The organism is Falsigemmobacter intermedius (assembly GCF_004054105.1).
Lineage (GTDB): Bacteria > Pseudomonadota > Alphaproteobacteria > Rhodobacterales > Rhodobacteraceae > Wagnerdoeblera > Wagnerdoeblera intermedia.
In genome coordinates, this window is sequence record NZ_SBLC01000026.1 from 15,914 (window position 1) to 39,746 (window position 23,833).

Here is a 23,833-nt window from a genome sequence, read left to right on the forward strand (position 1 = left end):
GAAGGCGCGACGGCTCAGGCCTGCGGCTCAGCGGCGGCGGGCGCTTCAGCCGCTTCCGCCGGAGCCAGATCGCCATGCACCGGCGAGGACTGACCGGTGAGCATGCGCAGAATGGTCGCCAGTTCCGTGCGCAGTTCCTTACGGTGGGTCACGCGGTCCAGCATGCCGTGATCGAGCAGATATTCCGCACGCTGGAAGCCCTCAGGCAGCTTTTCGCGGATGGTCTGTTCGATGACGCGCGGTCCTGCAAAGCAGATCAGCGCATTGGGTTCTGCAATCTGCACATCGCCCAGCATCGCGTAGGATGCGGTGACGCCACCGGTGGTCGGGTGGGTCAGCACGACGATATAGGGCAGATTGGCTTCCTTCAGCATCTGGATCGCAACGGTCGTGCGCGGCATCTGCATCAGCGAGAGGATGCCTTCCTGCATGCGCGCGCCGCCAGCGGCTGAAAAGACCACGAAGGGGCGGCCAAGCTCTACCGCGCGCTGAGCGCCCGCGATGAACGCATTGCCGACATACATGCCCATCGAGCCGCCCATGAAGCTGAAGTCCTGGGCGCAGGCGACAACGGGGGTGCGCAGGATTTCGCCTTCGGCCACCAGCATGGCTTCTTTCTCGCCGGTGGATTTCTGGGCCGCTTTCATGCGGTCAGGGTATTTCTTCTGGTCGCGGAATTGTAGCGGGTCCACGATCGGCTCGGGCACCTTCACTTCAAGGAAGATGCCGCCGTCAAACAGCGCCGCAAAACGGTCGCGCGGCTTGATCGCCATGTGGTGGTCGCAGTTGCTGCAGACGTTCAGATTGTCAGCCAGTTCCCGGTGGAACAGCATCGTCCCGCACTCCGGGCACTTGGTCCAGAGGTTCTCGGGCATTTCGCGCCGCGAGAAAAGCGAGTTGATTTTGGGTCGGACGTAATTGGTGATCCAGTTCATATTTGTCCCCTGCCGCCGGCTGAACCCCGCAAATAAGGTGTCAGGGCCGGATTTGCAATCAGGCCCCGAGAATTGGCGCAAGATGGGCGGATCAGATCAGGTCCTTCAGGCGGAACCGCTGAATTTTGCCCGTCGCGGTCTTCGGCAGCGCGGGCACAAAGCGGATGCGGCGGGGGTATTTATAGGGGGCGATGGAGGCTTTTACGTGCTCCTGCAGGGTTTTGCACAAAAGATCGCCCGGCTCCTGCCCTTCCGCGCAGACCACGAAGGCTGAGACGATCTGTCCGCGCTCGGTGTCCGGCTCGGCAATCACGGCGCATTCGGCAACGGAGGGATGTTTCAGCAAAGCCGCCTCCACCTCGGGGCCTGCGATGTTATAGCCCGCCGAGATAATCATATCGTCCGAGCGGGCGCCGAAGTGGAAATAGCCCTCTTCGTCCTGGCGGAAGCTGTCGCCCGTCAGATTCCAGCCCTTAAGGACGTATTTCTTCTGCCGGTCATCTGCGAGGTAGCGGCAGCCCGTCGGGCCGCGCACCGCAAGCCGCCCCGTCTCGCCGCGCGGCAGTTCATTACCGGCCTCATCGACGATCTTTGCCTCATAGCCGGTGACGGGTTTGCCGGTGCAGCCCGGGCGGTGGTCGGTGAAGCGGTTTGAGATGAAGATATGCAGCATCTCGGTCGCGCCGATCCCGTCGAGCATCGGTTTTCCGGTGCGTTGGATCCATTCCTCATAGACCGGCGCGGGCAGGGTTTCCCCGGCGCTGACGGCGGCGCGAAGCGAGGAAAGATCCGCCCCTTCCGCCATGGCGCGCAGCATGACGCGGTAGGCCGTGGGCGCGGTGAAGCAGACGGTCGCCTTATATTTCTGTATGATCTCAATCATATTCTGCGGAGAGGCCGTCTCCAGCAGGCAGGCGGTGGCCCCGAAGCGCAGCGGAAAGACCGCAAGCCCCCCGAGCCCAAAGGTAAAGGCCAGCGGCGGCGAGCCGATAAAGACGTCAGAGGGCTGAACATCCAGCACCTCTTTGGCGTAAAGATCCGCAATCGCCAGAAGATCGCGGTGAAAATGCATCGTGGCCTTGGGAGCACCGGTGGTACCCGAGGTGAAGGCCAGCAGCGCCACATCATCACGCCCCGTGGGGACGGGCTCAAATTTCACAGGTTTATCAAGGGCCAGGCGGTCAAGCTCGGCCTCATGGCTGGCGGTGCCGTCGAAGGCCACCACATGGCGCAGGAATTTTGAGGTGGCGGCGCAGGCCTGCATTTCCTCCATCAGGCGGCTGTCGCAAAGCGCGTGGGTGATCTCTGCCTTATCAACGATCTGCGCCAGTTCCCCCGCCCGCAACATCGGCATCGAGTTCACCACCACCGCCCCCGCCCGCGTCGCGGCCAGCCAGCAGGCCACCATGGCCGGGTTATTGGCCGAGCGGATCAGCACCCGGTTGCCGGGTTTCAGCCCCAGATCTTCGACCAGCACATGGGCGATGCGGCTGGTCCAGTCGGTCAGCTCTTTATAGGTGCGCCGCCGCCCGTTGCCGATCAGCGCGGTGTGATCGCCAAAGCCGCGTTCCACCATACGGGTGGTCATCTCTTCGCCCGCATTCAGCCACTCGGGATAGGCAAGGCTGCCCTGGGGCAGTTCCGGCCAGAGGGCGGGAGCGGGAAGGTTATCCCGGGTGAAGGTATCAAGATGGCCCGAGGGGCCGAGGGCTGTTGCAGACATTCCGGTATCCCTGTGGTGCGGGCCTCTGACGGGCCCTTTTCAGAATGTAAAAAGCCCCCCTTGCGGGAGGCTCTGGTCTTACGCTTCGTCGGGAATGACGGCGGTGGCTTCAATTTCCACTTTGGCGCGGTCCTCAACCAGGGCCACCACCTGCACCAGCGCCATGGCGGGGAAATGTTTGCCAAGCGTATCGCGGTAGGCGCTGCCGATTTCGCGCAAAGAGGAGAGATATTCTTTCTTATCCGTCACATACCAGGTCAGCCGAACGATATGCTCTGCTCGGCCCCCGGCGCAGGCCAGCACATCAAGGATGTTCTGCAGGGTCTGGCGGACCTGACCTGCGAGATCATCGGTCTCAAACTCCTGCTGGCCATTCCAGCCGATATGACCACCCAGAAAGACCATTTTGCCCCGGGCCGCGACGCCATTGGCATAGCCCGCCGCGGCCTTCCAGCCCGAGGGATGCAGAAATTCATGCGGAGAAAGCTCGCTCATCACGCGCTCCTTGAAGTTAACCGTCGAGAGTGGCGCGGGCGATGACGACTTTCTGGACGTCACTCGCGCCTTCATAAATGCGCAGGGCCCGGATTTCGCGGTAGAGCCCCTCTACCGCCATGCCCTGCCGGACACCGTCTCCGCCGTGAAGCTGGAGCGCGGCATCAATCACGCGCTGTGCGGCTTCGGTGGCATAAAGTTTCGCCATCGCCGCCTCGCGGGTGATGCGCGGCGCGCCCTGATCCTTGGTCCAGGCGGCGCGGTAGATCAGCAGGGCTGCGGCATCCACCTCAAGCGCCATATCGGCGATATGCCCCTGCACCATCTGCAACTCATGCAAAGGCGCGCCGAAAAGCTGGCGGGATTTGATCCGCGCCAGGGCCTCATCAAGCGCCCGCCGCGCCATGCCAAGCGCGGCCGCCCCGACCGTGGGTCGGAAAACATCAAGGACCGACATCGCGATGCGAAAGCCCGATCCCGCAGCCCCGATCAGCGCCGAAGCGGGCAGGCGGATGTCGTTGAAACGCAGATGCGCCAGCGGATGGGGGGCGATGACCTCAATGCGCTCGACAATCTCAAGTCCGGGGGTATCAGCGGGCAGCAGAAAGGCCGAGAGACCCTTCGCGCCCGGTGCTTCGCCCGTGCGGGCAAAGACCACGTAAAGATCCGCGATCCCGCCGTTGGAGATATAGGTTTTCTCGCCGGAAAGGATGAAGTGATCCCCCTCACGCCGCGCCGTGGCGGTCGAGCGGGCGACATCGGAGCCCGACCCCGGCTCGGTCAGCGCAAAGGCGGAAATCGCCTCGCCCGCGCGGGTGCGGGTCAGCCATTTCTGCTGCTCAGCATCGCCAAAAAGCGTCACCGCGCCCATGCCAAGCCCCTGCATCGCAAAGGCAAAATCGGCCAGAGCATCATGGCGGGCCAGGGTCTCGCGGATCAGGCAGAGGCTGCGCACATCCAGCGCTTCGCCGGTCGCTGCACCGCTGTGCTCAAGCCAGCCGCCTTCGCCCAGCATCCGCACCAGGGCGCGGCAGGCGGCGTCGACGTCGTGATGATCCACCGGCAGATGGGCGGCGCACCAGGCGTCCAGCGCTTCGGCCAGGGCGCGGTGGCGGTCTTCAAAGAAGGGCCAGGTCAGAAAACTGCGGTCTGCCAAAGTCGTCTCCTCAGGTCGCGGGGGGCCCGCCCGATCTCCCCGTCGGGCGGGCCTTCCGGCAGCGCGGCTCCCTCCGCGTGGCCGGGCCGGTGCTCAGTTGCCTTTGAACACCGGGGTCTCTTTCGCCACGAAGGCGTTGTAAGCGCGGGTGAAATCTTCGGTCTGCATGCAGATGGCCTGGGCCTGGGCTTCGGCTTCGATCGCCTGATCGAGGCTCATGTTCCATTCCTGGTTCAGCTGCGTCTTGGTGATGCCATGGGCGAAATTCGGACCTGCCGCGATGCGCGCGGCGAGTTTCCGGGCCTCAGCATCGAGGTCGGCTGCATCATGCAGGCTGTTCCAGAAGCCCCAGCGTTCCCCCTCAGCGGCGGACATCGAGCGGCCGGTGTAGAGCAGTTCCGCCGCACGGCCCTGGCCGATGATCCGGGGCAGCATGGCACAGGCCCCCATATCGCAGCCCGCAAGCCCCACACGCGCAAAGAGAAACGCGCATTTTGCCTCCGGGGTGGCGATCCGCAGATCTGAGGCCATGGCGATAATCGCGCCCGCACCCACGCAGATCCCGTCCACGGCGGCGATCACCGGTTTAGTGCAATGGATCATCGCCTTAACCAGATCGCCGGTCATCCGGGTGAAGGCCAGCAGATCCTTCATATTCATCTTTGTCAGCGGGCCGATGATTTCATGCACATCACCGCCTGAACAGAAGTTGCCGCCCTGCGAGGCGAAAACCACCACATCGATATCGCTGCAATAGGGCAGGGCGCGGAAGGTGTCGCGCAGCTCAGCATAGCTTTCGAAGGTCAGCGGGTTCTTGCGCTCGGGCCGGGTCAGGCGGATGGTCGCAATGCGGTCTGACACCTCCCAGGAAAAATGCTTCGGCTTCAGGTCTGCCAGTTCACTTTGCTGCATTGCGACGCTCTCCCATGCGCTTCAGAATGGCGCTCATCGTGTCGAGATCTTCATCGGGAAGATCCTGCATAATCCGGCTCACCTCGTCGGCGTGATCGCGCGCCAGGGTGGCGAAGGTCATTTTTCCGGCCTCGGTCAGGGCGACGTAAACCGTGCGCCGGTCAGTCTCAGAGGGAGAGCGTTTCACCAGCCCGTCTTTTTCCAGCCGGTCCACCACTGCGGTGGCATTCCCGTTTGAAACCAGAAGCATACGGCTGAGCTCTGACATGCTGATCGCCTCACCCCGGCGCCAGAGCGCGGCCATCACGTCAAAGCGCGGCAGGGTGGTGCCATGCGACAGGCGCAGAAATTCCCGCAGTTCCGCCTCTGCCGCACGGGTGGTCAGCAGCATCCGAAGCCAAAGCTTCAACTCCCGGCGGCTGCGGTCGCTGTCATCCTTCATGGCGCCCGCTCCGCACAGGGGAAGGCAGCCGGGATGGCAAAAACGGCCGGGACGCAGGGCAAAGCATGATCACCTCTCAGTTCAACCAGAGCAGGGTAGCAGGCTTGTAAACTTCTTCAAACTTAAAATTTCTGGCTTAAAGCAAAAGTTGTGAGCCTTGCGAAGGGGCGCAAACTCTGGCAACCGACGCGCTTGTTTTGACAGGGCAGCCAATCCGGGCTTTGCTGCCCCGGTGCAGGAGTGGGGCAGATGGCAGCAGAGGCATGGGTGATCGGGGCGGGTCCCGCCGGGCTGATGGCCGCGCTTGAACTGGCCCGCGCCGGCCATGTGGTGCATATCGCCGAAAGCATGCCCTCTCCGGCGCGAAAGCTGCTGATGGCGGGGAAATCCGGTCTGAACATCACCAAAGATGAGCCTCTGCCCGCCTTTCTGGCGCACTACGGCCAGGCGCAGGACTGGCTGACGCCGATGCTGGCGGATTTTGGTCCGGAAGCGGTGAAGGCCTGGGCAGAGGCACTTGGCCAGGCGGTCTATACCGGCTCCTCGGGACGGGTGTTCCCGGTGGTGCATAAGGCCTCGCCGCTGCTGCGGGCCTGGCTTGCAGAGCTGGAGGGGCTGGCTGTGCAGCTGCACCGCCGCTGGCGCTGGACCGGGTTTGACGGGGCGCAGCTTTGTTTCTCGACCCCGGAGGGCGATGTTGCGGTAACGCCTTCGGTGGTGGTGCTGGCCCTTGGCGGGGCAAGCTGGTCGCGCCTGGGGTCAGATGGTTCCTGGGCCCCGATCCTTGCGGCCGAAGGGGTAAAGCTCGCGCCTTTTGCGCCGTCAAATGCGGGGCTTCTGGTCTCCTGGTCAGCCTATATGACCCGGCATTTCGGGGCGGCGCTCAAGGGCTTACGGCTTTCGGCCGGAGGTTTTAGCCTGCGGGGCGAGGCGGTGATCTCTGCGCGCGGGCTTGAGGGGGGCGGGCTTTACCCGCTGACCCCGGCGCTGCGCGAAGGCGCGGTGCTGCGGCTTGATCTCTTCCCGGACCTCAGCCTTGCGGCGCTTGAGGCGCGGCTCGAAAGGACCCGCGGTGACTCGGCGGCCAATCGTCTGCGAAAGGCCGGGCTCGACGCGGCAAAGCAGGCCCTGGTGATGGAGGTGGCGCGTCCGCTTCCCGGCGGGGCGGCGGCGCTGGCCGCGGTTCTGAAAGATCTCGCGGTGCCGCATCAGGGGCCGCGCCCCATGGATGAGGCGATCTCTACGGCGGGGGGCGTGACCCGGGACTCGGTGGATGAGGGGCTTCAGTTGCGCGCCCGTCCTGGTGTCTTCGTCGCGGGCGAAATGCTGGATTGGGAGGCGCCGACAGGGGGCTATCTGCTGACCGCCTGCCTCGCGACCGGGCGTCACGCCGGTCGTGCGGCGGCGGGTTATGCCGCCGGCCCGGCGGGCTGAGACGCAGATCAATCCGCGATCCAGGCGGGAATCTGCGTTAATTTCGCATTCCGGGCGCAACCGAAAGCCGGGTGCGAAATTCTTACCTCGACAGAAACTTAAAAAGATCGTGAAGAGGCGCGCGGCTCATGGCATATTCGGGGCTGCGATTATCCCGTAATCCCAGAGCCCCCGCCGGTCGGACCTCTCAGGAGCATAGTAAATGCTGAACGAATTCAAAACTTTCATCATGCGCGGCAATGTCATGGACCTTGCCGTGGGTATCATCATGGGTGCGGCCTTCACCGCCATTGTCACCTCGATGGTGGATGACCTGGTGAACCCGCTGCTGGGGATCTTCATCGGCGGCATCGACTTCTCCTCGCTGAGCTTTGGCATCGGCGAAGCGCAGTTCATGTATGGCAATTTCATCAATGCCGTCATTAAGTTCGTCGTCATTGCCTGGGTCGTCTTCCTGCTGGTGAAGGGTCTGAACAAGATGAAGGACATGGCCGTGCGCAAGGAAGAAGTCGCAGCGGCCAATGCACCGGCAGCGCCGACCCAGGAAGAGCTGCTGACCGAGATCCGCGATCTTCTGGCCCGCAAGGTCTGAGATCAGGCCGGATGTGGTTTGAAAAAGCGCCCTGCGGGGCGCTTTTTTGATGCAAAATTCCCCCGCTGCTGTTCGATCGCATAAGGGAACCTCCCGGAATTTTCGAAATCTGTGGCAGGATCTTGCGAAGCCAGAGCGAATCTTTGAAGAGTGGCCCATGGCTGATCTTGATCCAACTGACCGTCGCATCCTCTCCGTCCTGCAAAGGGACGGCCGTATCTCCAACGCTGATCTGGCGGAGGAGGTGAATCTTTCGGCATCGGCCTGTCACCGCCGGGTGCAGCGCCTGGAGGCTGAGGGCTATATCGACCGCTATACCGCGCTTCTCGATGCGCGGCGGATGGGGCGGCCGACCACCGTGTTTGTCGAGATTACCCTGCAGGGTCAGGCGGATGAGGTGCTGGACGCCTTTGAGCGTGAAGTGTCGAAAGTGCCGGATCTTCTGGAATGCCATCTGATGGCGGGCTCGGCGGATTATCTTCTGAAAATTGTGGCCCGGGACACCGAGGATTTCGCCCGGATCCACCGCCAGTATCTCAGCCGTCTGCCGGGGGTGGCGCAGATGCAGTCAAGTTTTGCGCTGCGCACGGTGCTGCGCACCACGGCGCTGGCGGTCTGAGCAAAGAAAAGCCCCCGGCACCGCGCGGGCACCGGGGGCAATGTGTCAGGCCTGAAGATCAGGCCTGAAGCGGGGCTCAGCCCTCGCCGTTTTCTTTGCCGGCAGTGATTTCTTCACCGGTTTCCTGATCGACCATTTTCATGCCGAGGCGGACTTTGCCGCGCTCGTCAAAGCCGAGCAGTTTCACTTTCACTTCCTGGCCTTCTTTCAGGATCTCATTCGGGTGCTGCAGGCGCTTGTTGGCGATCTGCGACACGTGAACCAGACCATCACGCTTGCCGAAGAAGTTCACGAAAGCACCGAAGTCGACCAGTTTGACGACTTTACCGGTGTAGATCTGGCCCTCTTCCGGCTCTGCCACGATCGACCAGATCATGTCATAGGCCTTCTTGATGGCCTCGGCCGAGGACGAAGCGATTTTGATCACGCCGTCGTCGTTGATGTCGACTTTCGCACCCGAGGTTTCCACGATCTCGCGGATGACCTTGCCGCCCGAGCCGATCACTTCACGGATCTTGTCGGTCGGGATGGTCAGGGTTTCGATCTTCGGAGCGTATTCCGAGAAGCCAGAGGGGCCCGAAACCGATTTTGCCATCTCGTTCAGGATGTGCACGCGGCCGTCTTTTGCCTGCGCAAGCGCCTGCTTCATGATGGCCGGGGTAATGCCCGCAACTTTGATGTCCATCTGCATGGTCGTGATACCGGCTTCGGTACCTGCCACTTTGAAGTCCATATCGCCGAGGTGGTCTTCGTCACCGAGAATGTCGGTCAGAACAGCCCACGAGCCATCCTCTTCCAGGATCAGACCCATGGCGACGCCTGCGACCGGCGCTTTCAGCGGAACGCCTGCATCCATCATCGACAGCGAGCCGCCGCAGACCGAAGCCATCGAGGACGAGCCGTTCGATTCGGTGATCTCGGACACCACACGGATGGTGTAGGGGAAGTCGGTCGGCGCCGGCAGCACGGCCTGAAGCGCGCGCCATGCCAGTTTGCCGTGACCGATTTCACGACGTCCCGGGCTGCCCACGCGGCCCACTTCACCCACCGAATAGGGAGGGAAGTTGTAGTGCAGCAGGAAGTTCGACTTGTAGTTGCCGTTCAGCGCGTCGATGAACTGCTCATCTTCGCCGGTGCCCAGCGTGGTGACCACGAGGCCCTGGGTTTCACCACGGGTGAACAGCGCCGAGCCGTGGGTGCGCGGCAGGATGCCGGTTTCCACATTGATCGGGCGGACGGTGGTGGTGTTACGGCCATCGATACGGATGCCGTTTTTCACAACGTCGCCGCGCAGGATGTCCGATTCCAGCTTCTTGATCGCCGAGCCGAGGTTGATGTCGGCCAGATCTTCTTCCGAGAGCGTCGCTTTGATCGCATCAACGGCCGCTTTGATCGCGTTGGTACGCTCCTGCTTGTCGCGGATCGCGAAGGCAGCGCGCATCTGGGCCTCGCCCGAAGCTTTCACTTTGGCATAGATCGCCGAGAGATCCGGGGGCGTGAAGTCGAAGGGCTCTTTTGCCGCTTCTTCAGCCAGTTCGATGATCAGGTCGATCACCGGCTGCATCTGTGCGTGGCCGAATTCGACAGCGCCCAGCATTTCTTCTTCGGTCAGCTCGTAAGCTTCCGATTCCACCATCATCACGGCGTTCTTGGTGCCGGCGATGACCAGGTCCAGGCGCTGCTCGGGCTTCGAGCGCAGCTGGGTCATGTCGTCCATCGACGGGTTCAGAACGTATTCGCCGTTGACGAAACCAACGCGGGCTGCACCGATCGGACCACGGAACGGAACGCCCGAGAGGGTCAGAGCCGCCGAGGAGGCGATCATGGCCACGATATCGGGATCGTTCACGAGGTCGCAGGACAGCACGGTCGCCATAACCAGAACTTCGTTTTTGAAACCATCAACGAAGAGCGGGCGGCAGGGACGGTCGATCAGACGCGAGACGAGGGTCTCTTTCTCCGACGGACGGGCTTCGCGCTTGAAGAAGCCACCCGGGATCTTACCGGCTGCGTAGTATTTTTCCTGATAGTGCACGGTCAGCGGGAAGAAGTCCTGGCCCGGCTTCGGCGATTTCGCGAAGGTCACGTTGGCCATGACCGAGGTCTCGCCGAGCGTCGCAATGACCGAACCATCGGCCTGACGGGCAACCTTGCCGGTCTCCAGCGTCAGCGTTTCACCGCCCCACTGGATTGATTTCTTCGAAATATTGAACATCAGACATCCTATCTGGGTAACGCAGGCCCATCCCGCGCTCCCTGTCTATATAGCGGCCCCATTGCCGCCGCCCCTGATCCTGTGCATGTGTCCGGGGGCTCGGACCTCACGTCTCAGATAGCGTGGGTGCATACAGGAAAACGGCCTTTGTGAAAAGCACCATGTTTTATGGGGTAAATGCCATCCGGTTCCCGCCTGTCAGCGTGATACCGCAGGGAAATCCGGCCGCAGGCGAAAAAGCGTCAGCAGATTTTTCCCGTTTCGGCAGGCCTTTGCCAGGGTGGCGCTGTCCGGCTGCGGCGGGCGCTAAAAGCTTGCGGTAGCGGGCAAAGCGGGCAGACTGCGCAGGCAGGTCAGATCCTGTGGTATTTTTTGTCAGGGAGGCGCTGAGATGATCGGACGCTTTTACGTAAAGGTGGCAGCGCTGGTTCTGGCTGCCGGGGCGGCTCAGGCTCAGGCGCCGGGGATGGATGAAGCGGTGGCAGCCGCTAAAAACCAGCTCGGCGTGCTCGAGTTCTGCCTTGCTGAGGGGCATATCGACAGCAAAGCCGTTGAGATTCAGCAAAGAATGTTCGGCCAGCTTCCGGCCCCTGCCGATGCGGCGAAAGTCGAGGCTGCTTATGAGAAGGGCAAGGCGGGCACGGTTTCGGCCATGGGCGTTGAGCAGTCGCTCAAAGAGGCCTCTGCCTCGCAGAACACCGATATCTCGGCGCTGTGCAAACAGATGGCTGCGGTGATCACTCAGGCCGGCTGACGCCGCCGCGAATATCACCCCGAAATGACAACGCCCGCGCCGGTGATCCGGCGCGGGCGTTGCTGATTCGCTGTTCCGAAAGACTTAGCGGCGCAGGCCGAGTTTCGCGATCAGAGCCTGGTAACGGGCTTCGTCACGTGCTTTCAGGTAGTCCAGCAGCTTACGGCGCTGAGCAACCATCATCAGCAGACCACGACGCGAGTGGTTGTCTTTTTTGTGCGACTTGAAGTGCTCAGTCAGGGTCGCGATGCGCGACGACAGGATTGCAACCTGAACTTCCGGCGAACCGGTGTCGCCTTCTTTGGTTGCGAATTCTTTGATCAGGCGGTTTTTTTCTTCGACGGTGATCGACATCGGGATCTCCTTAAAAGGGTTATGGCGCAAGCCGGGACGTCGTCCAGCAGGGCCCGTGGAGGAACCGTCTGAGCGTCAGACGGATGCGCGGACATAGCGCGGAATGCCCCGGAATGAAAGTCTTTTGAAAGTCCGGCCCGGCAACGCTGCAAAACGGATTGTGAGAATCAGCCGCTTTGTGATATTTTATGATTGTTATCAGTTATTTACCTTAGTTCTTGGTTAACGCCCTGTCTCGGGGCAGGGGTGTGCGGGATGCTGGAGCTTCTCGGAGTTGTCGGGCTTTTGGTGGCAGGCGCGGTCGGCAGCGCGATTTTTTCCACAGAGTCAGAGTCAGAGTCAGAGTCAGAGTCAGAGACGGAGGCGGAAGAAAGCGGCGCCCCTGAACCGGGGCCGGAGCAGGAGCCCCGGTCAGATGCAGCGGCAGAGCCTGCCGATCCGGATCACGGGCAGGGAATTCTGGCGGTGGCCGGGGCCTCAGGCGCTGCGCCGGTTCCGGAAGTTGGCGGGATCTCGGATCAGGCCCAGGCGCGCGGCAGCTCTGACGGGCCGGAAAGCTCTGATCTTCTGAAGCCCGCTGACGACAGGGATCTCGATCTGACGGGCGGCTTGGGTGACAGCCAGATTTCCGGTGGTGCGGGGGGCGACAGCCTGCACGGCGGAGCGGGGCAGGATACGTTAACGGGTGGCGGCGGTTCAGACCGGATGACCGGGGGCGCGGGGTCAGACCAGCTCGCCGGGCAGGAGGGCGATGATACGCTTGAGGGCGGGACGGGAAATGACACGCTTTTGGGCGGTCGCGGGGATGATCTGCTGATCGCCGGAACGGGCGACAACTGGCTCAGCGGTGGAATGGGGAATGATCTGCTGATCGCGGGCAGTGGCAATGATACGCTGGACGGCGATGAGGGGGATGACATCCTGAGGGGCAACCTCGGCCAGGCTGAGGAGGGGACCTCGCGCTACCTCAACGGTGGTCGCGGCGATGATCTTTTGCATGCAGGCGGCGGTGATGTGGCCAGTGGTGGTGAGGGGGCGGATGTCTTCCGGCTGACCGGCAGCGGTGTCGCGCAGATCACCGACTACAGCGCCGAGGACAGTCTTTTGGTGGAATATCCGTCAGATGGCCCCGCCCCGGTGATCACCTATGAGGCGGGAAGCCATGGCCTGCGGGTGCTGGCCGATGGTCAGGCGCTGGCGGATCTGATCGGTGTTTATGACGCTGATGCCATCCGCCTGCGCGTTTCAGCGCTCTGAGCCCTGAAGGAAGAAGGGTAAAAACTGATCCAGCACGGCCCCGGGGTTCTCCTCCTGCACGAAATGGCCGGAGGCGCAGGACGCGCCGTTCAAATCCGTGGCCCAGGCCCGCCACAGGCTGAGGGGATCGCCGCTTCTGGCGGGAAAGCCCTTTTCCGCCCAGAGATAGGAGAGCGGGGCGGCGATCTTTTCCCCGGCCGCGCGGCTGGCCTCATCAATACGCCGGTCGGTGGTGGCTCCGGCGCGGTAGTCGGCGCACATGGCATGCACCCGGTCGGGCTGCCCCATCTGATCGCGGTAGCTTTGCAGGGCTGCGGGTGGCAGATCCGACAGGTCATGACTGCGCAGCCAGGTGCTGAGCAGAGTGTCGAGCCAGGGCAGAGGATCGGCCGAGATCATCCGCTCGGGCAGGGGCGCGGGCTGCGCGAGGAAGGTCCAGTGCCAGGCCGCCATGGCCAGTTCCGCCGTCCAGGCGTTCCAGAAGTCTCCCGTCGGCACGATCTCGATGATCCCCAGCCGCCGCAGCCGCCCCGGATGATCCAGCGCCAGCCGGTAGGACACCCGCGCGCCCCGGTCATGGCCCAGAATATGCGCGCTGCGGATGTCGAGTTCATCCATCAGGGCGACGATGTCTTCGGCCATGCGGCGTTTGGAATAGGTGATATGGTCAGGATCATCAGGCGGTGCATCGCTTTCGCCGTAGCCGCGCAGATCAGGCACGATCGTGCGGAAGTGCCTGGCAAACTCCGGCGCGACCTTTGACCAGCACATGCCGTTTTGCGGAAAACCATGCAGCAGGATCAGCGGCGGGCCGGAGCCTGCCTCCTGAACGGAGAGCGTGATCCCCGGCAGCGCCACACGGCGGCGGGTAAACCCATCGATAACGGCCATCTCATCCCTCCCTTTTGGGGCAGAGTGGCGGCGGGGGTGATTCCCTGCAAGCCCCGCTGCTCCGTGAAAGGACAGGCGCAGAGCCTTTGTTCACAGGCAAAGCGCGGCGGAATGTCGTTCCGGGCAGGGCCGGAGGGGCCATCCGGTTGACAAGACACGTGGCGCGGCAGATGGAAGGCGCAATGATCCGGACCCTGATATATGTGGCACTGGGCGGCGCTGCGGGCGCTGTGGCGCGGTTTGTGACCGTGACGGCTTTTGCACGCCTGCTGCCCGGGAGCTTTCCGGCAGGGACTTTCGTTGTGAATGTGGCAGGCTCTCTTTTGATGGGGGGGCTCGCTGCCTGGCTCGCCGCGCATCAGGCAGAGCGGTTTTCGCCGCTGCTGCTGAGCGGTTTTCTGGGCGGCTTCACGACCTTTTCGGCCTTCTCGGCGGATATCGTCCGCCTTCTTGAGGGCGGCACGCCATGGATGGCGGGCGGATATGCTGTGGCTTCGGTTCTGGTGTCGGTTGTGGCACTGATGGCCGGTGCTGCCCTGATACGAGGACTGCTATGAGCGGCGTTCAAATCCTGATGGTCTCGGAAGACGATGGCGAAATCCGCCTCGACCGGTGGCTGAAAAAGAAATTCCCGCAACTGAACCAGGTGGCGGTTGAGAAGATGTGCCGCAAGGGCGAGCTGCGCGTTGACGGCGGGCGGGCGAAGCCTGCCGATCGCATCGTCCCGGGCCAGAAAGTGCGCGTGCCGCCGGTCCCCTCTGAGGCCCCGCCACTGAAAGTGCGCGGCATGGAAGAGATGATCTCGCAGGCTGATGCCGAGATGATCCAGTCCTGCGTGATGTTCCGTGATCAGCATCTGATCGTGATCAACAAACCCGCAGGTCTGCCGAGCCAGGGCGGCTCGGGCCTTGATCACCGCACGGTGGATGGTCTGACCCCGGCGCTGATGTTTGGCTATAAAGAGCGCCCGAAGCTGGTGCACCGTCTCGACAAAGACACATCGGGTCTGCTGGTCCTGGCCCGCACCGACCGGGTTGCCCGCGCGCTGTCGGAAGCCTTCCGGGAGCGGACCACCCGCAAGATCTACTGGGCTGCGGTGGCCGGTGTGCCCAACCCGAAATTCGGCACCATCCGTTATGCGCTGATGAAGCAGGGCGGTCACGGCAAGCATGGTGAAGGCGAGAAGATGGTCTGCATCCATCCCGCCAAAATCAAAGACTACCCCGATGCCAAACGCTCGACCACCGATTATGCGGTGATGGATCTGCTGGGCACGCGGGTGTCCTGGGCGGCGCTGGTTCCGGTCACCGGGCGCACCCACCAGCTGCGGGCGCATATGGCTGAGCTTGGTCACCCGATCATCGGCGATGGAAAATACGGCGGCTCGGCGCAGGAAAACCTGGGGGATGGCTGGGGCGCACAGCTGGGTGGCGAGATCAGCCGCAAGCTGCATCTGCATGCCCGCCTGCTGGCGTTCCAGCATCCGATCACCAAACAGCATCTGACCTTCCGCGCTCCGCTGCCGTCTCATATGGAGAAAACCTGGAAAACTCTGGGCTGGGATATCAACTCGGTTCCGGATGATCCCTTTGAATGGGCCGAAGAAATGGCCGAAAAACAAAAGCGCGAACGTCAGCGCGATCGGTGAGGGTGGCATGAGCGGCTGGAAGGCAAAACGGTTCTGGAAAGAGGCCCGTGTTGAAGCGGTTGAGGGTGGTTTCCAGGTCATGCTGGATGCGCGGGCGGTGAAAACCCCCGCGAAAGCCCCGCTGATCCTGCCCACCCGCGCCATGGCAGAGGCTGTGGCGGCGGAATGGGATGCGCAGCAGGGCGAGATCCGTCCCGAGACCATGCCGGTCACCCGCTCGGCCAATGCGGCGATCGATAAGGTCACCCATCAGTTCGATGCGGTCCTCGATATGCTGGCTGAATATGGCGGCACCGATCTGCTGAGCTATCGTGCGGATGGCCCGGCAGAGCTCATCGCCCGCCAGGCCGCGCATTGGGATCCGCTGCTTGACTGGGCGGCGGAGCGTTATGACGCGCGTCTGAAGGTGACATCGGGGGTCATCCCGGTGGCCCAGGATGCCGCGGCGCTGGCCCGGCTGAAGGCTGCGCTTGGGGCCTTTGACGCCTTTGAGATGACCGCGCTTCACGACCTGATCGGGATCTCAGGATCGCTGATTCTCGCGCTTGCCGTAGCGGAAGGGCGCATCACGCTGCCTGAAGCCTGGGCAGCCTCGCGCATTGATGAGGCATGGCAGGCCGAGCAATGGGGCGCCGATGAAGAGTTCGAGATCAAGGAAGGCAAGCGCCGCGAAGCCCTTGAACACGCAGCACGTTTCCTTGCCATGAGCCGTCAGAACAGCTGAAGGTTGCGGCCGTATTGCCCGGTTCGCGCTGAAAAAACGGGCAAATTTTTCCGGTAACGCGGTTATTTCAGGCCGTTTACCGGGAAACTATTCCCCTCTGCCGCCAGCCTTGACGCATTGGCCAGGCGCATCGCAAGATACCTCTGACCCCGGAGCCAATAACCGGGGCACTCCTTTCGGGCCAACAGGGCCTGTCCCGCGCCGCTATTTTGCGGTGCTTCACAGGAAGAGGTTATAATGAAGAAATCCGTTTTCCTCGGCACGCTGTCGCTCGCGGCACTCGCAGCCGGGATCACGCAGGCTGCGACTCTTGACGATGTCAAAGCCCGCGGCACGCTGAACTGCGGTGTCTCGACCGGCGTTAACGGCTTCTCCGCGCCGGATGCCCAGGGCGTGTGGCAGGGCTTTGACGTCTCTATCTGCCGCGCGGTCGCCGCTGCCGTGCTGAAAGACCCGATGAAGGTCAACTTCGTCTCGACCACCGGCCAGACCCGCTTCACCGCCCTGGCTTCCGGTGAGGTCGACATCCTGGCGCGGAACACCACCTGGACCCTCTCGCGGGATGCGGATCTGAAGTTCACCTTCATCGGTGTGAACTATTATGACGGTCAGGGTTTTATGGTCAAAAAAGATCTCGGCGTGACCTCGGCCAAAGAGCTTGAAGGCGCCACCGTCTGCATCCAGACCGGCACCACCACCGAGCTGAACCTGGCGGACTTCTTCAAGGCCAATAACCTGAAGTATGAGCCGGTTCCGGTCGAAACCAATGCCGAAGCGCAGCAGCAGTATCTGGCTGGTGCCTGCGACGTCTACACCACCGATGCTTCGGGCCTTGCTGCAACCCGCGGTGGCTTTGCGGATGCCGCCAACCACATCATTCTGCCGGAAATCATCTCAAAAGAGCCTCTGGGTCCGCTGGTCCGTCAGGGCGATGACCAATGGGCTGACATCGGCCGCTGGGTTCTGAATGCGCTGATCGGTGCCGAAGAATACGGGATCACCGCGGCCAATATCGATGAGATGGCCAAGGGCACCGAGAATCCCGAGATCAACCGTCTGCTCGGTAAAGAAGGGGAACTGGGCGCGATGCTCGGCCTCGACAATGACTGGGCGATCCACGCGATCAAAGCCGTCGGCAACTATGGTGAGCTTTTTGAGGCCACCATCGGTGAGCAGACCCCGATCGGTCTGGCCCGTGGCCTGAACGCGCAGTGGACCCAGGGTGGTCTGCTCTACGCTCCGCCGTTCCGCTGATTAAGGAGGGGGGCGCCCCTCGCGGGCGCCCTTTTCCTCAGGCACGATACGATCTGAAATAACAACAGTCTGCCGCGGAAGAAGCTGCGCTGATCCGCCGAGCCGAAAGGCCGGGCAGACCCCAGGGGGTATTCGTTATGACACCCGGAACCGACGCCCGAAGTGGCGATTTTCGGCTGAGCATGCTGCTTTATGATACGCGGTATCGCTCGCTCACCCTTCAGTTTATCGCACTGGTCCTCTTTGTGCTCGCCGCCTGGTGGCTGGTGACCAATACGGTTGCCAACCTGAAGGCGCTTGGCAAAGACTTCAGCTTCGGCTTTCTGACCGTGCGTTCGGGTTATGATATTAACCAGCGCCTGATCGAATATACATCCGACAGCAGCCATGGCCGTGCCATGCTGGTGGGGCTTTTGAACACGCTGTTACTGGCCGCGCTCTCCTGCGTAACCGCCACGATTGTGGGCGTTTTCGCAGGGGTGCTGCGTCTGTCAGAGAACTGGCTGATTTCGCGTCTCATCGGCTTTTATGTCGAGATTTTCCGCAATATCCCGCTGGTTTTGTGGATCCTGCTGATCTTTGCGGTGATGACCGAATCCATGCCGGCACCCAATGCCTTCCGCGGGGAAAACGCCACCTCATCGATGCTGTTCTTCGACAGCGTGGCGATTACCAACCGCGGCGTCTATGTGCCCGAACCGCTGTTCGACCGCTCGCTCGGAAATATCGACCTCGGGATTTTTCTGGTCAGTGTGGATCTTCTGGCCATCCTCGCGGTGCTGGCCGTCTGTATCTACGCCTGGCGTAAGCTGAAAGCGCATGCGAGCGCGGTGCAGAATGCCACCGGGGTGCGGCCGACCACCTGGTGGAAGAGCCTCCTGATCTTTGCGGTGCCGCTGCTGGCGCTGAAGCTGGCGCTTGGGTTTCATCTCGGGATGCCGGAGCTGAAGGGCTTTAACTTCGCCGGCGGGACTTACATGCGAAACTCTTTCTTCGCGATGTGGGTGGCGCTGACGCTTTATACCGGGGCTTTCATCGCCGAGACGGTGCGGGGCGGTATCCTCGCCATTTCGCGCGGGCAGTCTGAGGCGGCTTTCGCGCTTGGCCTGCGTCCGGGGCGCACCATGAGCCTGGTGATCCTGCCCCAGGCGCTGCGCGTCATTATTCCGCCGATGATCTCGCAATATCTCAATATCACCAAGAACACCTCTCTCGCGCTGGCGGTGGGTTATATGGATCTGCGCGCCACGCTGGGCGGGATCACCATCAATCAGACCGGCCGCGAGCTGGAGGGGATGCTGCTGCTGATGCTGACCTATCTGGTCATCTCGCTGATCATTTCCATGGTGATGAACTGGTATAACGCCAGTGTCCGGCTGAAGGAGCGCTGAGATGGATAATTCCTCCTTTGTCCGCAAAGAGATGCTGGCGCCCAGACCGGCCCCCGTCTCTGAGACCGGAGCGATCGGCTGGATGCGGCAGAAGCTGTTTTCAGGTCCGCTGAACATCTTTCTGACGGTGGTTTCGCTGGCGATCATCTTCTGGGTTGTGACCCATACGGCACCCTGGTTCATCAACGGCGTCTGGAAAGCCTCAAGCCTTGCTGAGTGCCGTGAGATTCTGAACGGCGCCACCGGGGCCTGCTGGGCGGTGATCACCGAGCGCTGGCACCAGCTGATTTTCGGCTTCTACCCGCCTGAGCTTTACTGGCGCCCGATCCTGGCCTTCGTGCTGATGCTGGTGGCGCTGGCGCCGGTGCTTTACCCCTCGGTGCCGCGCGGGATGATCTGGTTTTCGCTGCTTTATCCGCTGATCGGTTTCTGGCTTTTATGGGGAGGCACGCTCTGGCTTCCGGTGGTCGTGCTGCTGGGCCCGGTTGTGGGCTATGTGGTCTACCGGGTGCTGCGCGGATACAGCTCTGCGCTTGGGATGATCCTCGGGGCTGTGGTGATCCTTGCCTTCTGGCTGTGGCTCGCCGGGCCGCTGTCGCAGGATCTGCAGCGGATGATCCCCATGGCGATCCGCGAGGTGCCCTCGCGCGATTTCGGCGGTTTCATGCTGTCGATCATCATCGGCGTGACCGGCATCGCACTCTCGCTGCCGCTGGGCATCGTGCTGGCGCTTGGCCGCAAGTCGGACATGTTCCTGATCCGCATTCTCAGCGTGGGATTCATTGAGTTTGTGCGCGGCGTGCCGCTGATTGCGCTTCTCTTCACGGCCTCGCTCCTGCTGAACTATTTCCTGCCGCCGGGGACCAACTTTGACATCATCCTGCGGGTGATCATCATGGTGACCCTCTTTGCCGCGGCCTATATGGCCGAGGTGGTGCGCGGTGGTCTCGCGGCGCTGCCGCGCGGGCAATATGAGGCGGCCGATGCACTCGGGCTTGATTATTGGCGCGCGCAGCGGCTGGTCATCATGCCTCAGGCGCTGAAAATCTCGATTCCGGGCATCGTCAACACCTTCATCGGCCTTTTCAAAGACACCACGCTGGTGGTCTTTATCGGCCTTCTTGATCCCATCGGTCTGTCGAACTCCATCCGCGCCAATGCGGCCTGGAACGGCATCTATTGGGAGCTTTTCATCTTCATCGGCCTTTGCTTCTTCATCATCTGCTTTGGCATGTCGCGCTATTCGCTCTGGCTGGAGCGGAAGTTGAAGACCGATCACCGTTAAGGAACCTGTCATGACACAAACCGCTGCTCAACACGCCGCCGCGATGCAGGTCTCTGACGAGGCTGCGATCCAGATCCGCAATATGAACAAGTGGTATGGCGCGTTCCACGTGCTGCGCGACATCAATATGACCGTTCACCGGGGCGAGCGGATCGTGATCTGCGGCCCCTCAGGCTCGGGGAAATCGACGCTGATCCGCTGCATCAACCGTCTGGAAGAGCATCAGGACGGCCAGATCATCGTGGACGGGACGGAGCTGACCTCGGATCTGAAGAACATCGACAAGGTGCGCTCAGAGGTGGGGATGGTGTTTCAGCACTTTAACCTCTTTCCGCATCTGACCATCCTCGAGAACTGCACCCTTGCGCCGATCTGGGTCCGTAAGGTCCCCAAACGTGAGGCAGAGGAGGTGGCGATGCACTTCCTTGAAAAGGTGAAGATCCCAGAGCAGGCGCATAAATACCCCGGCCAGCTTTCGGGCGGTCAGCAGCAGCGTGTGGCCATCGCCCGCTCGCTCTGCATGAAGCCGCGCATCATGCTCTTTGATGAGCCGACTTCGGCGCTTGACCCCGAGATGATCAAAGAGGTGCTCGACACCATGATTGAGCTGGCAGAGGAAGGCATGACCATGCTCTGCGTGACCCATGAGATGGGCTTTGCCCAGGCCGTGGCGAACCGGGTGATCTTTATGGATCAGGGGCAGATCGTCGAAGAAAATGCTCCGAAAGAGTTTTTCAACAACCCGCAGAGCGAGCGCACGAAGCTCTTCCTCAGCCAGATCCTTGGCCACTGAGGGGCAGGGGGTTTACGCAATGACGGGGGCGCGTTAGACCGCGCCCCTGACTGCATTTGGGGATGACGATGATCTTTACGGTGGCGGTGGATGGCCCGGCGGCAGCCGGTAAAGGCACGATCAGCCGTGCGGTGGCGGCGGAGTTCGGCTTTGCGCATCTCGACACGGGCCTTCTCTATCGTGCCGTGGGCGTCGTCTCTGAGGCGCGTGCCGCCGATCCGGCGCAGGTCGCCCGCAGCCTCACCCCTGAGGATCTGGCGCGTGACGATCTGCGCAGCCTGGCAGCAGGCGATGCCGCAAGCCGTGTGGCGGTGATCCCTGCGGTTCGCGCGGCCCTCGTTGATTTTCAAAGAAGTTTCGCCCGGCGTGCGGGCGGGGCTGTTCTTGACGGCCGCGACATCGGCACGGTGATCTGCCCTGAGGCAGAGGTAAAGCTTTTCGTCACCGCCTCTGCCGAAGCGCGCGCGCATCGCCGCTGGCTTGAGGTGGGCGGTGATGCGGCGCAGGTTCTGGCCGAGGTGCGTGCCCGCGATGAGCGTGACATGAACCGCGCGGAGGCCCCTTTGCGGCCGGCCGCTGACGCCGTGCTGCTCGATACCACCGATCTGTCGGTTGCAGAGGCCGTGGCCCGGGCCGCTGCCCTGATCCGCGCCCGTCTGCCCCGTTAAACCCCTCCTAACCCGGCTGTGCGATACCTGATCCCGGGTGTGACGGAAGGGTATCAGCATGGCAGGGCCAGGGAATGCGGCGCCGGTAATCATAAAGCGCAGAAAATCAGTCCAGGAAGGTGGCCATCACGGCGGCGCCTGGAAGGTCGCCTATGCGGATTTCGTGACCGCGATGATGGCCTTTTTCCTGCTGATGTGGCTGCTTAACGCGACCACTGACAAGCAGCGCAAGGGCATTGCGGATTACTTCAACCCGGTGATGCCCATCCACCGCACCTCCGGCGGTGGTGACGGGATGTTTGAGGGCGATTCGCTCTTCTCCGAAGACAGCCGCGCCCGCGAGGGGTCCGGAGCGGCCGCCCGACACCCTTCTGAGCAACGCCGCGCCATGGGCCTTGAAGCTGACACTGGCGGAGAGCAGAAGGTTCTGAAGGACCTTATGGCCCGGCTCGACGGCCTGGGCGGCGAAAGCCCTGAGCGGCTGGCTCTGATGCGCCATATTGTGACGGGCCTCACCGATGAGGGGCTGGTGGTTGAGCTTTTTGACCTGACCGATCGCCCGCTTTTTGACGGAGAGAGTGAACGTCCCACGCAGATTTTGCGCGATCTGATTCCCGTGGTGGCCGGTGCCTTTGCCCTGGTCGAAAATGCGGTAGCCGTGCATGGTCATGTCCGCAGTCTGCCGATCACAAGGATTGAAAATCCGGTCTGGCAGCAGTCTTCTTCACGCGCGCATCAGGCCCGTCAGTTGATGGAGCTTTCGGGGTTCGCTCCGGCGCGTATGCGGCGGGTTTCGGGCTTTGCAGACCGCCGTCCGGCGGTGGCAGACCCCATGGTCGCGCGGAATAATCGCATTGAATTCGTGCTCTTACGCAATGGCACGTAAGTTTTCGGCCCCATTAGCCGACCGTTAAGGCCTTTGCCGCATTCTGAAGACCACCGGACCGGAATCGCGGTCGCAATAAGGGGTCCAGAAATGACGATTTCTTCTTCGCTGAGTGCCGGGGTTGCCGGTCTGAACGCCAATGCGGTGCGGCTCGCCGCCATTTCGGACAATATCTCCAACTCCGCCACGCTCGGCTATAAACGGGCTGAGGTGGATTTTCATGCGATGGTCGTGGGCTCGGGGAATTCTGCACGCTATATTGCGGGCGGGGTCACAACCACAAATCAGCGCCTGATCGATCAAAGCGGCGCGCTGACGCAGACCAATAACGTCACGGATATTTCGATCAGCGGTCGCGGGTTCTTACCTGTGACAAAGCTCTCTGCGCTGCCGGAAAGCGGCAGTCCCCTGAGTTTCGGTCTGCGGACGACCGGATCGTTCCGCGCCAACAGCGATGGCTATCTGGTCAATGCAACCGGCCAGGTGCTGCTTGGCTGGCCTGCAGATGCGACCGGCAATATCCCGACCCAGCCGCGCGAGACCATCAGCGCGCTGCGGCCTGTGCAGGTCAATATGGCCGCGCTTGCAGCCAATCCCACGACCAATGCCGCGATCAGCCTGAACCTTCCCGCAACCGATACCGCAGCCGGGGGCTCCGGCCAGCCCTATGAAATGACGATGGAATACTACAACCCCCTTGGTGAGGCAGGTTGGATGACCTATCGCTTCACGCCGATTATTCCTGCCACGGGCTCCTCCAACCAATGGACCATGGAGATTGAGGACAGCATCAGTGCCTCGACACTGGGCAGCTGGGCTCTCGATTTTGCGACCCTTGGGCCTGCTGCCGGCATGCTGCAATCTGCGACGCCTGTCGGGGCGAGTCCGGCCTATGATGCCGCCACAGGTCAGATCGGTCTGACCCTGCCCCACGGCCCGGTCACCCTCTCCATCGGTAAGCCGGGTGAGCCCGGGGGGCTTTCACAGCTGGCCGCCGGATTTGTGCCCTCAGCGCCCGTTAAAGACGGCAGCCCGGTTTCTTCCGTTGTCGCTCTCGAACTGGATGAACAGGGGAACCTTTATGGTGTCTATGACCGCGGGTTTTCGAAGCTTCTCTACCAAATCCCGGTGGCCGACGTTCGCAACCCTAACGGGCTGATCTCTCTGGGGGATCAGACCTATCAGGTCAGCAGCACTTCCGGTTCGTTCTACCTGTGGGACGCCGGCACGGGTCCGGCCGGGGTGACGCGCTCATTCACCCGCGAAGAAAGCAGCACGGATGTCGCCCATGAGCTGACGCAGCTGATCCAGACGCAGCGGGCCTATTCATCCAATGCCAAGGTTGTGATTTTCCGCGCAGAACTGACCCGGGATTTCCATCGAGAAGTGACCCACCTTTGATTAT

Annotated in this window: 24 protein-coding genes; 15 read left to right on the forward strand and 9 right to left on the reverse strand. The window is 62.1% G+C overall.

The features are described from left to right. Positions 1–14 precede the first annotated feature (14 nt). The 6 genes from accD to EP867_RS14710 all read right to left on the reverse strand — a co-directional run bounded on the left by accD (position 15) and on the right by EP867_RS14710 (position 5,663). Positions 15–935 carry an acetyl-CoA carboxylase, carboxyltransferase subunit beta gene (gene accD, locus EP867_RS14685; protein ID WP_128490242.1) on the reverse strand — a complete coding sequence of 307 codons (921 nt, stop codon included), beginning with the start codon at positions 933–935 and terminating at the stop codon, positions 15–17. Positions 936–1,026: 91 nt separating this feature from the next. After that, on the reverse strand, positions 1,027–2,658 hold the full coding sequence (locus tag EP867_RS14690) for a benzoate-CoA ligase family protein (RefSeq protein ID WP_128490243.1): 1,632 nt from the start codon (positions 2,656–2,658) through the stop codon (positions 1,027–1,029). Positions 2,659–2,736: 78 nt separating this feature from the next. Next, positions 2,737–3,153 carry a RidA family protein gene (locus tag EP867_RS14695; protein WP_128490244.1) on the reverse strand — a complete coding sequence of 139 codons (417 nt, stop codon included), beginning with the start codon at positions 3,151–3,153 and terminating at the stop codon, positions 2,737–2,739. Between the two features lie 16 nt (positions 3,154–3,169). After that, a complete protein-coding gene (locus tag EP867_RS14700; protein WP_128490245.1) occupies positions 3,170–4,309 on the reverse strand; it encodes an acyl-CoA dehydrogenase family protein in 1,140 nt (379 codons plus the stop codon). 93 nt (positions 4,310–4,402) lie between these two features. Further along, positions 4,403–5,221: an enoyl-CoA hydratase family protein gene (locus tag EP867_RS14705; RefSeq protein WP_128490246.1), complete on the reverse strand. Its 819-nt coding sequence runs from the start codon at positions 5,219–5,221 to the stop codon at positions 4,403–4,405. Continuing rightward, a complete protein-coding gene (locus EP867_RS14710) occupies positions 5,208–5,663 on the reverse strand; it encodes a MarR family winged helix-turn-helix transcriptional regulator (RefSeq protein WP_128490247.1) in 456 nt (151 codons plus the stop codon). Before EP867_RS14710 ends, EP867_RS14705 begins: the two co-directional genes overlap by 14 nt. A 249-nt stretch (positions 5,664–5,912) precedes the next feature. Here EP867_RS14710 and EP867_RS14715 point away from each other — a divergent pair, with 249 nt between their 5' ends. The 3 genes from EP867_RS14715 (at position 5,913) to EP867_RS14725 (ending at position 8,308) form a co-directional block, all read left to right on the forward strand. Beyond that, on the forward strand, positions 5,913–7,097 hold the full coding sequence (locus tag EP867_RS14715; protein WP_128490248.1) for a TIGR03862 family flavoprotein: 1,185 nt from the start codon (positions 5,913–5,915) through the stop codon (positions 7,095–7,097). Between the two features lie 202 nt (positions 7,098–7,299). Further along, entirely contained in the window at positions 7,300–7,689 is a 390-nt protein-coding gene (gene mscL, locus EP867_RS14720; protein WP_128490249.1) for a large-conductance mechanosensitive channel protein MscL, read from the forward strand. 157 nt (positions 7,690–7,846) lie between these two features. After that, on the forward strand, positions 7,847–8,308 hold the full coding sequence (locus EP867_RS14725; protein WP_128490250.1) for an Lrp/AsnC family transcriptional regulator: 462 nt from the start codon (positions 7,847–7,849) through the stop codon (positions 8,306–8,308). A 76-nt stretch (positions 8,309–8,384) separates the two neighbouring features. Here EP867_RS14725 and pnp read toward each other — a convergent pair whose 3' ends face one another. After that, complete coding sequence (gene pnp, locus EP867_RS14730) at positions 8,385–10,523, reverse strand: polyribonucleotide nucleotidyltransferase (RefSeq protein WP_128490251.1); 2,139 nt, start codon at positions 10,521–10,523, stop codon at positions 8,385–8,387. 391 nt (positions 10,524–10,914) lie between these two features. Here pnp and EP867_RS14735 point away from each other — a divergent pair, with 391 nt between their 5' ends. Continuing rightward, complete coding sequence (locus EP867_RS14735) at positions 10,915–11,277, forward strand: pore-forming ESAT-6 family protein (protein WP_128490252.1); 363 nt, start codon at positions 10,915–10,917, stop codon at positions 11,275–11,277. 84 nt (positions 11,278–11,361) lie between these two features. Here the strand turns inward: EP867_RS14735 and rpsO are convergent, their stop codons facing one another. Next, positions 11,362–11,631 carry a 30S ribosomal protein S15 gene (gene rpsO / locus EP867_RS14740; RefSeq protein ID WP_128490253.1) on the reverse strand — a complete coding sequence of 90 codons (270 nt, stop codon included), beginning with the start codon at positions 11,629–11,631 and terminating at the stop codon, positions 11,362–11,364. Positions 11,632–11,886: 255 nt separating this feature from the next. On the opposite strand from rpsO, the gene EP867_RS14745 reads away from it, so the two are divergent. Beyond that, the gene (locus EP867_RS14745) at positions 11,887–12,888 is read left to right on the forward strand and encodes a calcium-binding protein (RefSeq protein ID WP_128490254.1); all 1,002 of its coding nucleotides are present in this window, start codon (positions 11,887–11,889) and stop codon (positions 12,886–12,888) included. On the opposite strand, the gene EP867_RS14750 is transcribed toward EP867_RS14745, so the two are convergent. Further along, positions 12,877–13,779, reverse strand: coding sequence for an alpha/beta hydrolase (locus EP867_RS14750; protein ID WP_128490255.1), 903 nt, complete (start codon positions 13,777–13,779; stop codon positions 12,877–12,879). The two genes, EP867_RS14745 and EP867_RS14750, sit on opposite strands and share 12 nt — an antisense overlap. A gap of 182 nt (positions 13,780–13,961) precedes the next feature. Between EP867_RS14750 and EP867_RS14755 the strand changes: the two genes are divergently transcribed. From EP867_RS14755 to EP867_RS14800, 10 genes are all read left to right on the forward strand, one after another. Next, positions 13,962–14,336, forward strand: coding sequence for a fluoride efflux transporter FluC (locus EP867_RS14755; RefSeq protein WP_128490256.1), 375 nt, complete (start codon positions 13,962–13,964; stop codon positions 14,334–14,336). Then, positions 14,333–15,427, forward strand: a complete 1,095-nt coding sequence (locus EP867_RS14760; protein WP_128490257.1) for an RluA family pseudouridine synthase — start codon at positions 14,333–14,335, stop codon at positions 15,425–15,427. Before EP867_RS14755 ends, EP867_RS14760 begins: the two co-directional genes overlap by 4 nt. A gap of 7 nt (positions 15,428–15,434) precedes the next feature. Further along, positions 15,435–16,151 carry an ATP12 family chaperone protein gene (locus EP867_RS14765; protein ID WP_128490258.1) on the forward strand — a complete coding sequence of 239 codons (717 nt, stop codon included), beginning with the start codon at positions 15,435–15,437 and terminating at the stop codon, positions 16,149–16,151. A 237-nt stretch (positions 16,152–16,388) separates the two neighbouring features. Next, positions 16,389–17,405, forward strand: a complete 1,017-nt coding sequence (locus EP867_RS14770; RefSeq protein ID WP_128490259.1) for an amino acid ABC transporter substrate-binding protein — start codon at positions 16,389–16,391, stop codon at positions 17,403–17,405. 137 nt (positions 17,406–17,542) lie between these two features. After that, positions 17,543–18,796 carry an amino acid ABC transporter permease gene (locus EP867_RS14775; RefSeq protein WP_164888886.1) on the forward strand — a complete coding sequence of 418 codons (1,254 nt, stop codon included), beginning with the start codon at positions 17,543–17,545 and terminating at the stop codon, positions 18,794–18,796. Position 18,797: 1 nt separating this feature from the next. Continuing rightward, positions 18,798–20,081 carry an amino acid ABC transporter permease gene (locus EP867_RS14780; protein ID WP_128490260.1) on the forward strand — a complete coding sequence of 428 codons (1,284 nt, stop codon included), beginning with the start codon at positions 18,798–18,800 and terminating at the stop codon, positions 20,079–20,081. Between the two features lie 10 nt (positions 20,082–20,091). Beyond that, complete coding sequence (locus EP867_RS14785) at positions 20,092–20,874, forward strand: amino acid ABC transporter ATP-binding protein (protein ID WP_128490261.1); 783 nt, start codon at positions 20,092–20,094, stop codon at positions 20,872–20,874. 68 nt (positions 20,875–20,942) lie between these two features. Continuing rightward, positions 20,943–21,542 (forward strand): (d)CMP kinase, encoded by a 600-nt coding sequence (locus tag EP867_RS14790; protein WP_128490265.1) that lies wholly within the window; start codon positions 20,943–20,945, stop codon positions 21,540–21,542. Positions 21,543–21,600: 58 nt separating this feature from the next. Further along, positions 21,601–22,428, forward strand: coding sequence for a flagellar motor protein MotB (locus EP867_RS14795; protein ID WP_128490262.1), 828 nt, complete (start codon positions 21,601–21,603; stop codon positions 22,426–22,428). A 90-nt stretch (positions 22,429–22,518) separates the two neighbouring features. After that, positions 22,519–23,829 carry a flagellar hook protein FlgE gene (locus EP867_RS14800; RefSeq protein WP_128490263.1) on the forward strand — a complete coding sequence of 437 codons (1,311 nt, stop codon included), beginning with the start codon at positions 22,519–22,521 and terminating at the stop codon, positions 23,827–23,829. Positions 23,830–23,833: the final 4 nt, after the last annotated feature.

Excerpts from the sequence above, each read along its gene's own strand:
- accD (WP_128490242.1), bottom strand. The coding sequence starts at position 935 with ATGAACTGGATCACCAATTACGTCCGACCCAAAATCAACTCGCTTTTC.
- EP867_RS14690 (WP_128490243.1), bottom strand. The coding sequence starts at position 2,658 with ATGTCTGCAACAGCCCTCGGCCCCTCGGGCCATCTTGATACCTTCACC.
- EP867_RS14695 (WP_128490244.1), bottom strand. The coding sequence starts at position 3,153 with ATGAGCGAGCTTTCTCCGCATGAATTTCTGCATCCCTCGGGCTGGAAG.
- EP867_RS14705 (WP_128490246.1), bottom strand. The coding sequence starts at position 5,221 with ATGCAGCAAAGTGAACTGGCAGACCTGAAGCCGAAGCATTTTTCCTGG.
- EP867_RS14710 (WP_128490247.1), bottom strand. The coding sequence starts at position 5,663 with ATGAAGGATGACAGCGACCGCAGCCGCCGGGAGTTGAAGCTTTGGCTT.
- EP867_RS14715 (WP_128490248.1), top strand. The coding sequence starts at position 5,913 with ATGGCAGCAGAGGCATGGGTGATCGGGGCGGGTCCCGCCGGGCTGATG.
- mscL (WP_128490249.1), top strand. The coding sequence starts at position 7,300 with ATGCTGAACGAATTCAAAACTTTCATCATGCGCGGCAATGTCATGGAC.
- EP867_RS14725 (WP_128490250.1), top strand. The coding sequence starts at position 7,847 with ATGGCTGATCTTGATCCAACTGACCGTCGCATCCTCTCCGTCCTGCAA.
- pnp (WP_128490251.1), bottom strand. The coding sequence starts at position 10,523 with ATGTTCAATATTTCGAAGAAATCAATCCAGTGGGGCGGTGAAACGCTG.
- EP867_RS14735 (WP_128490252.1), top strand. The coding sequence starts at position 10,915 with ATGATCGGACGCTTTTACGTAAAGGTGGCAGCGCTGGTTCTGGCTGCC.
- rpsO (WP_128490253.1), bottom strand. The coding sequence starts at position 11,631 with ATGTCGATCACCGTCGAAGAAAAAAACCGCCTGATCAAAGAATTCGCA.
- EP867_RS14745 (WP_128490254.1), top strand. The coding sequence starts at position 11,887 with ATGCTGGAGCTTCTCGGAGTTGTCGGGCTTTTGGTGGCAGGCGCGGTC.
- EP867_RS14750 (WP_128490255.1), bottom strand. The coding sequence starts at position 13,779 with ATGGCCGTTATCGATGGGTTTACCCGCCGCCGTGTGGCGCTGCCGGGG.
- EP867_RS14755 (WP_128490256.1), top strand. The coding sequence starts at position 13,962 with ATGATCCGGACCCTGATATATGTGGCACTGGGCGGCGCTGCGGGCGCT.
- EP867_RS14760 (WP_128490257.1), top strand. The coding sequence starts at position 14,333 with ATGAGCGGCGTTCAAATCCTGATGGTCTCGGAAGACGATGGCGAAATC.
- EP867_RS14765 (WP_128490258.1), top strand. The coding sequence starts at position 15,435 with ATGAGCGGCTGGAAGGCAAAACGGTTCTGGAAAGAGGCCCGTGTTGAA.
- EP867_RS14770 (WP_128490259.1), top strand. The coding sequence starts at position 16,389 with ATGAAGAAATCCGTTTTCCTCGGCACGCTGTCGCTCGCGGCACTCGCA.
- EP867_RS14775 (WP_164888886.1), top strand. The coding sequence starts at position 17,543 with ATGACACCCGGAACCGACGCCCGAAGTGGCGATTTTCGGCTGAGCATG.
- EP867_RS14780 (WP_128490260.1), top strand. The coding sequence starts at position 18,798 with ATGGATAATTCCTCCTTTGTCCGCAAAGAGATGCTGGCGCCCAGACCG.
- EP867_RS14785 (WP_128490261.1), top strand. The coding sequence starts at position 20,092 with ATGACACAAACCGCTGCTCAACACGCCGCCGCGATGCAGGTCTCTGAC.
- EP867_RS14790 (WP_128490265.1), top strand. The coding sequence starts at position 20,943 with ATGATCTTTACGGTGGCGGTGGATGGCCCGGCGGCAGCCGGTAAAGGC.
- EP867_RS14795 (WP_128490262.1), top strand. The coding sequence starts at position 21,601 with ATGGCAGGGCCAGGGAATGCGGCGCCGGTAATCATAAAGCGCAGAAAA.
- EP867_RS14800 (WP_128490263.1), top strand. The coding sequence starts at position 22,519 with ATGACGATTTCTTCTTCGCTGAGTGCCGGGGTTGCCGGTCTGAACGCC.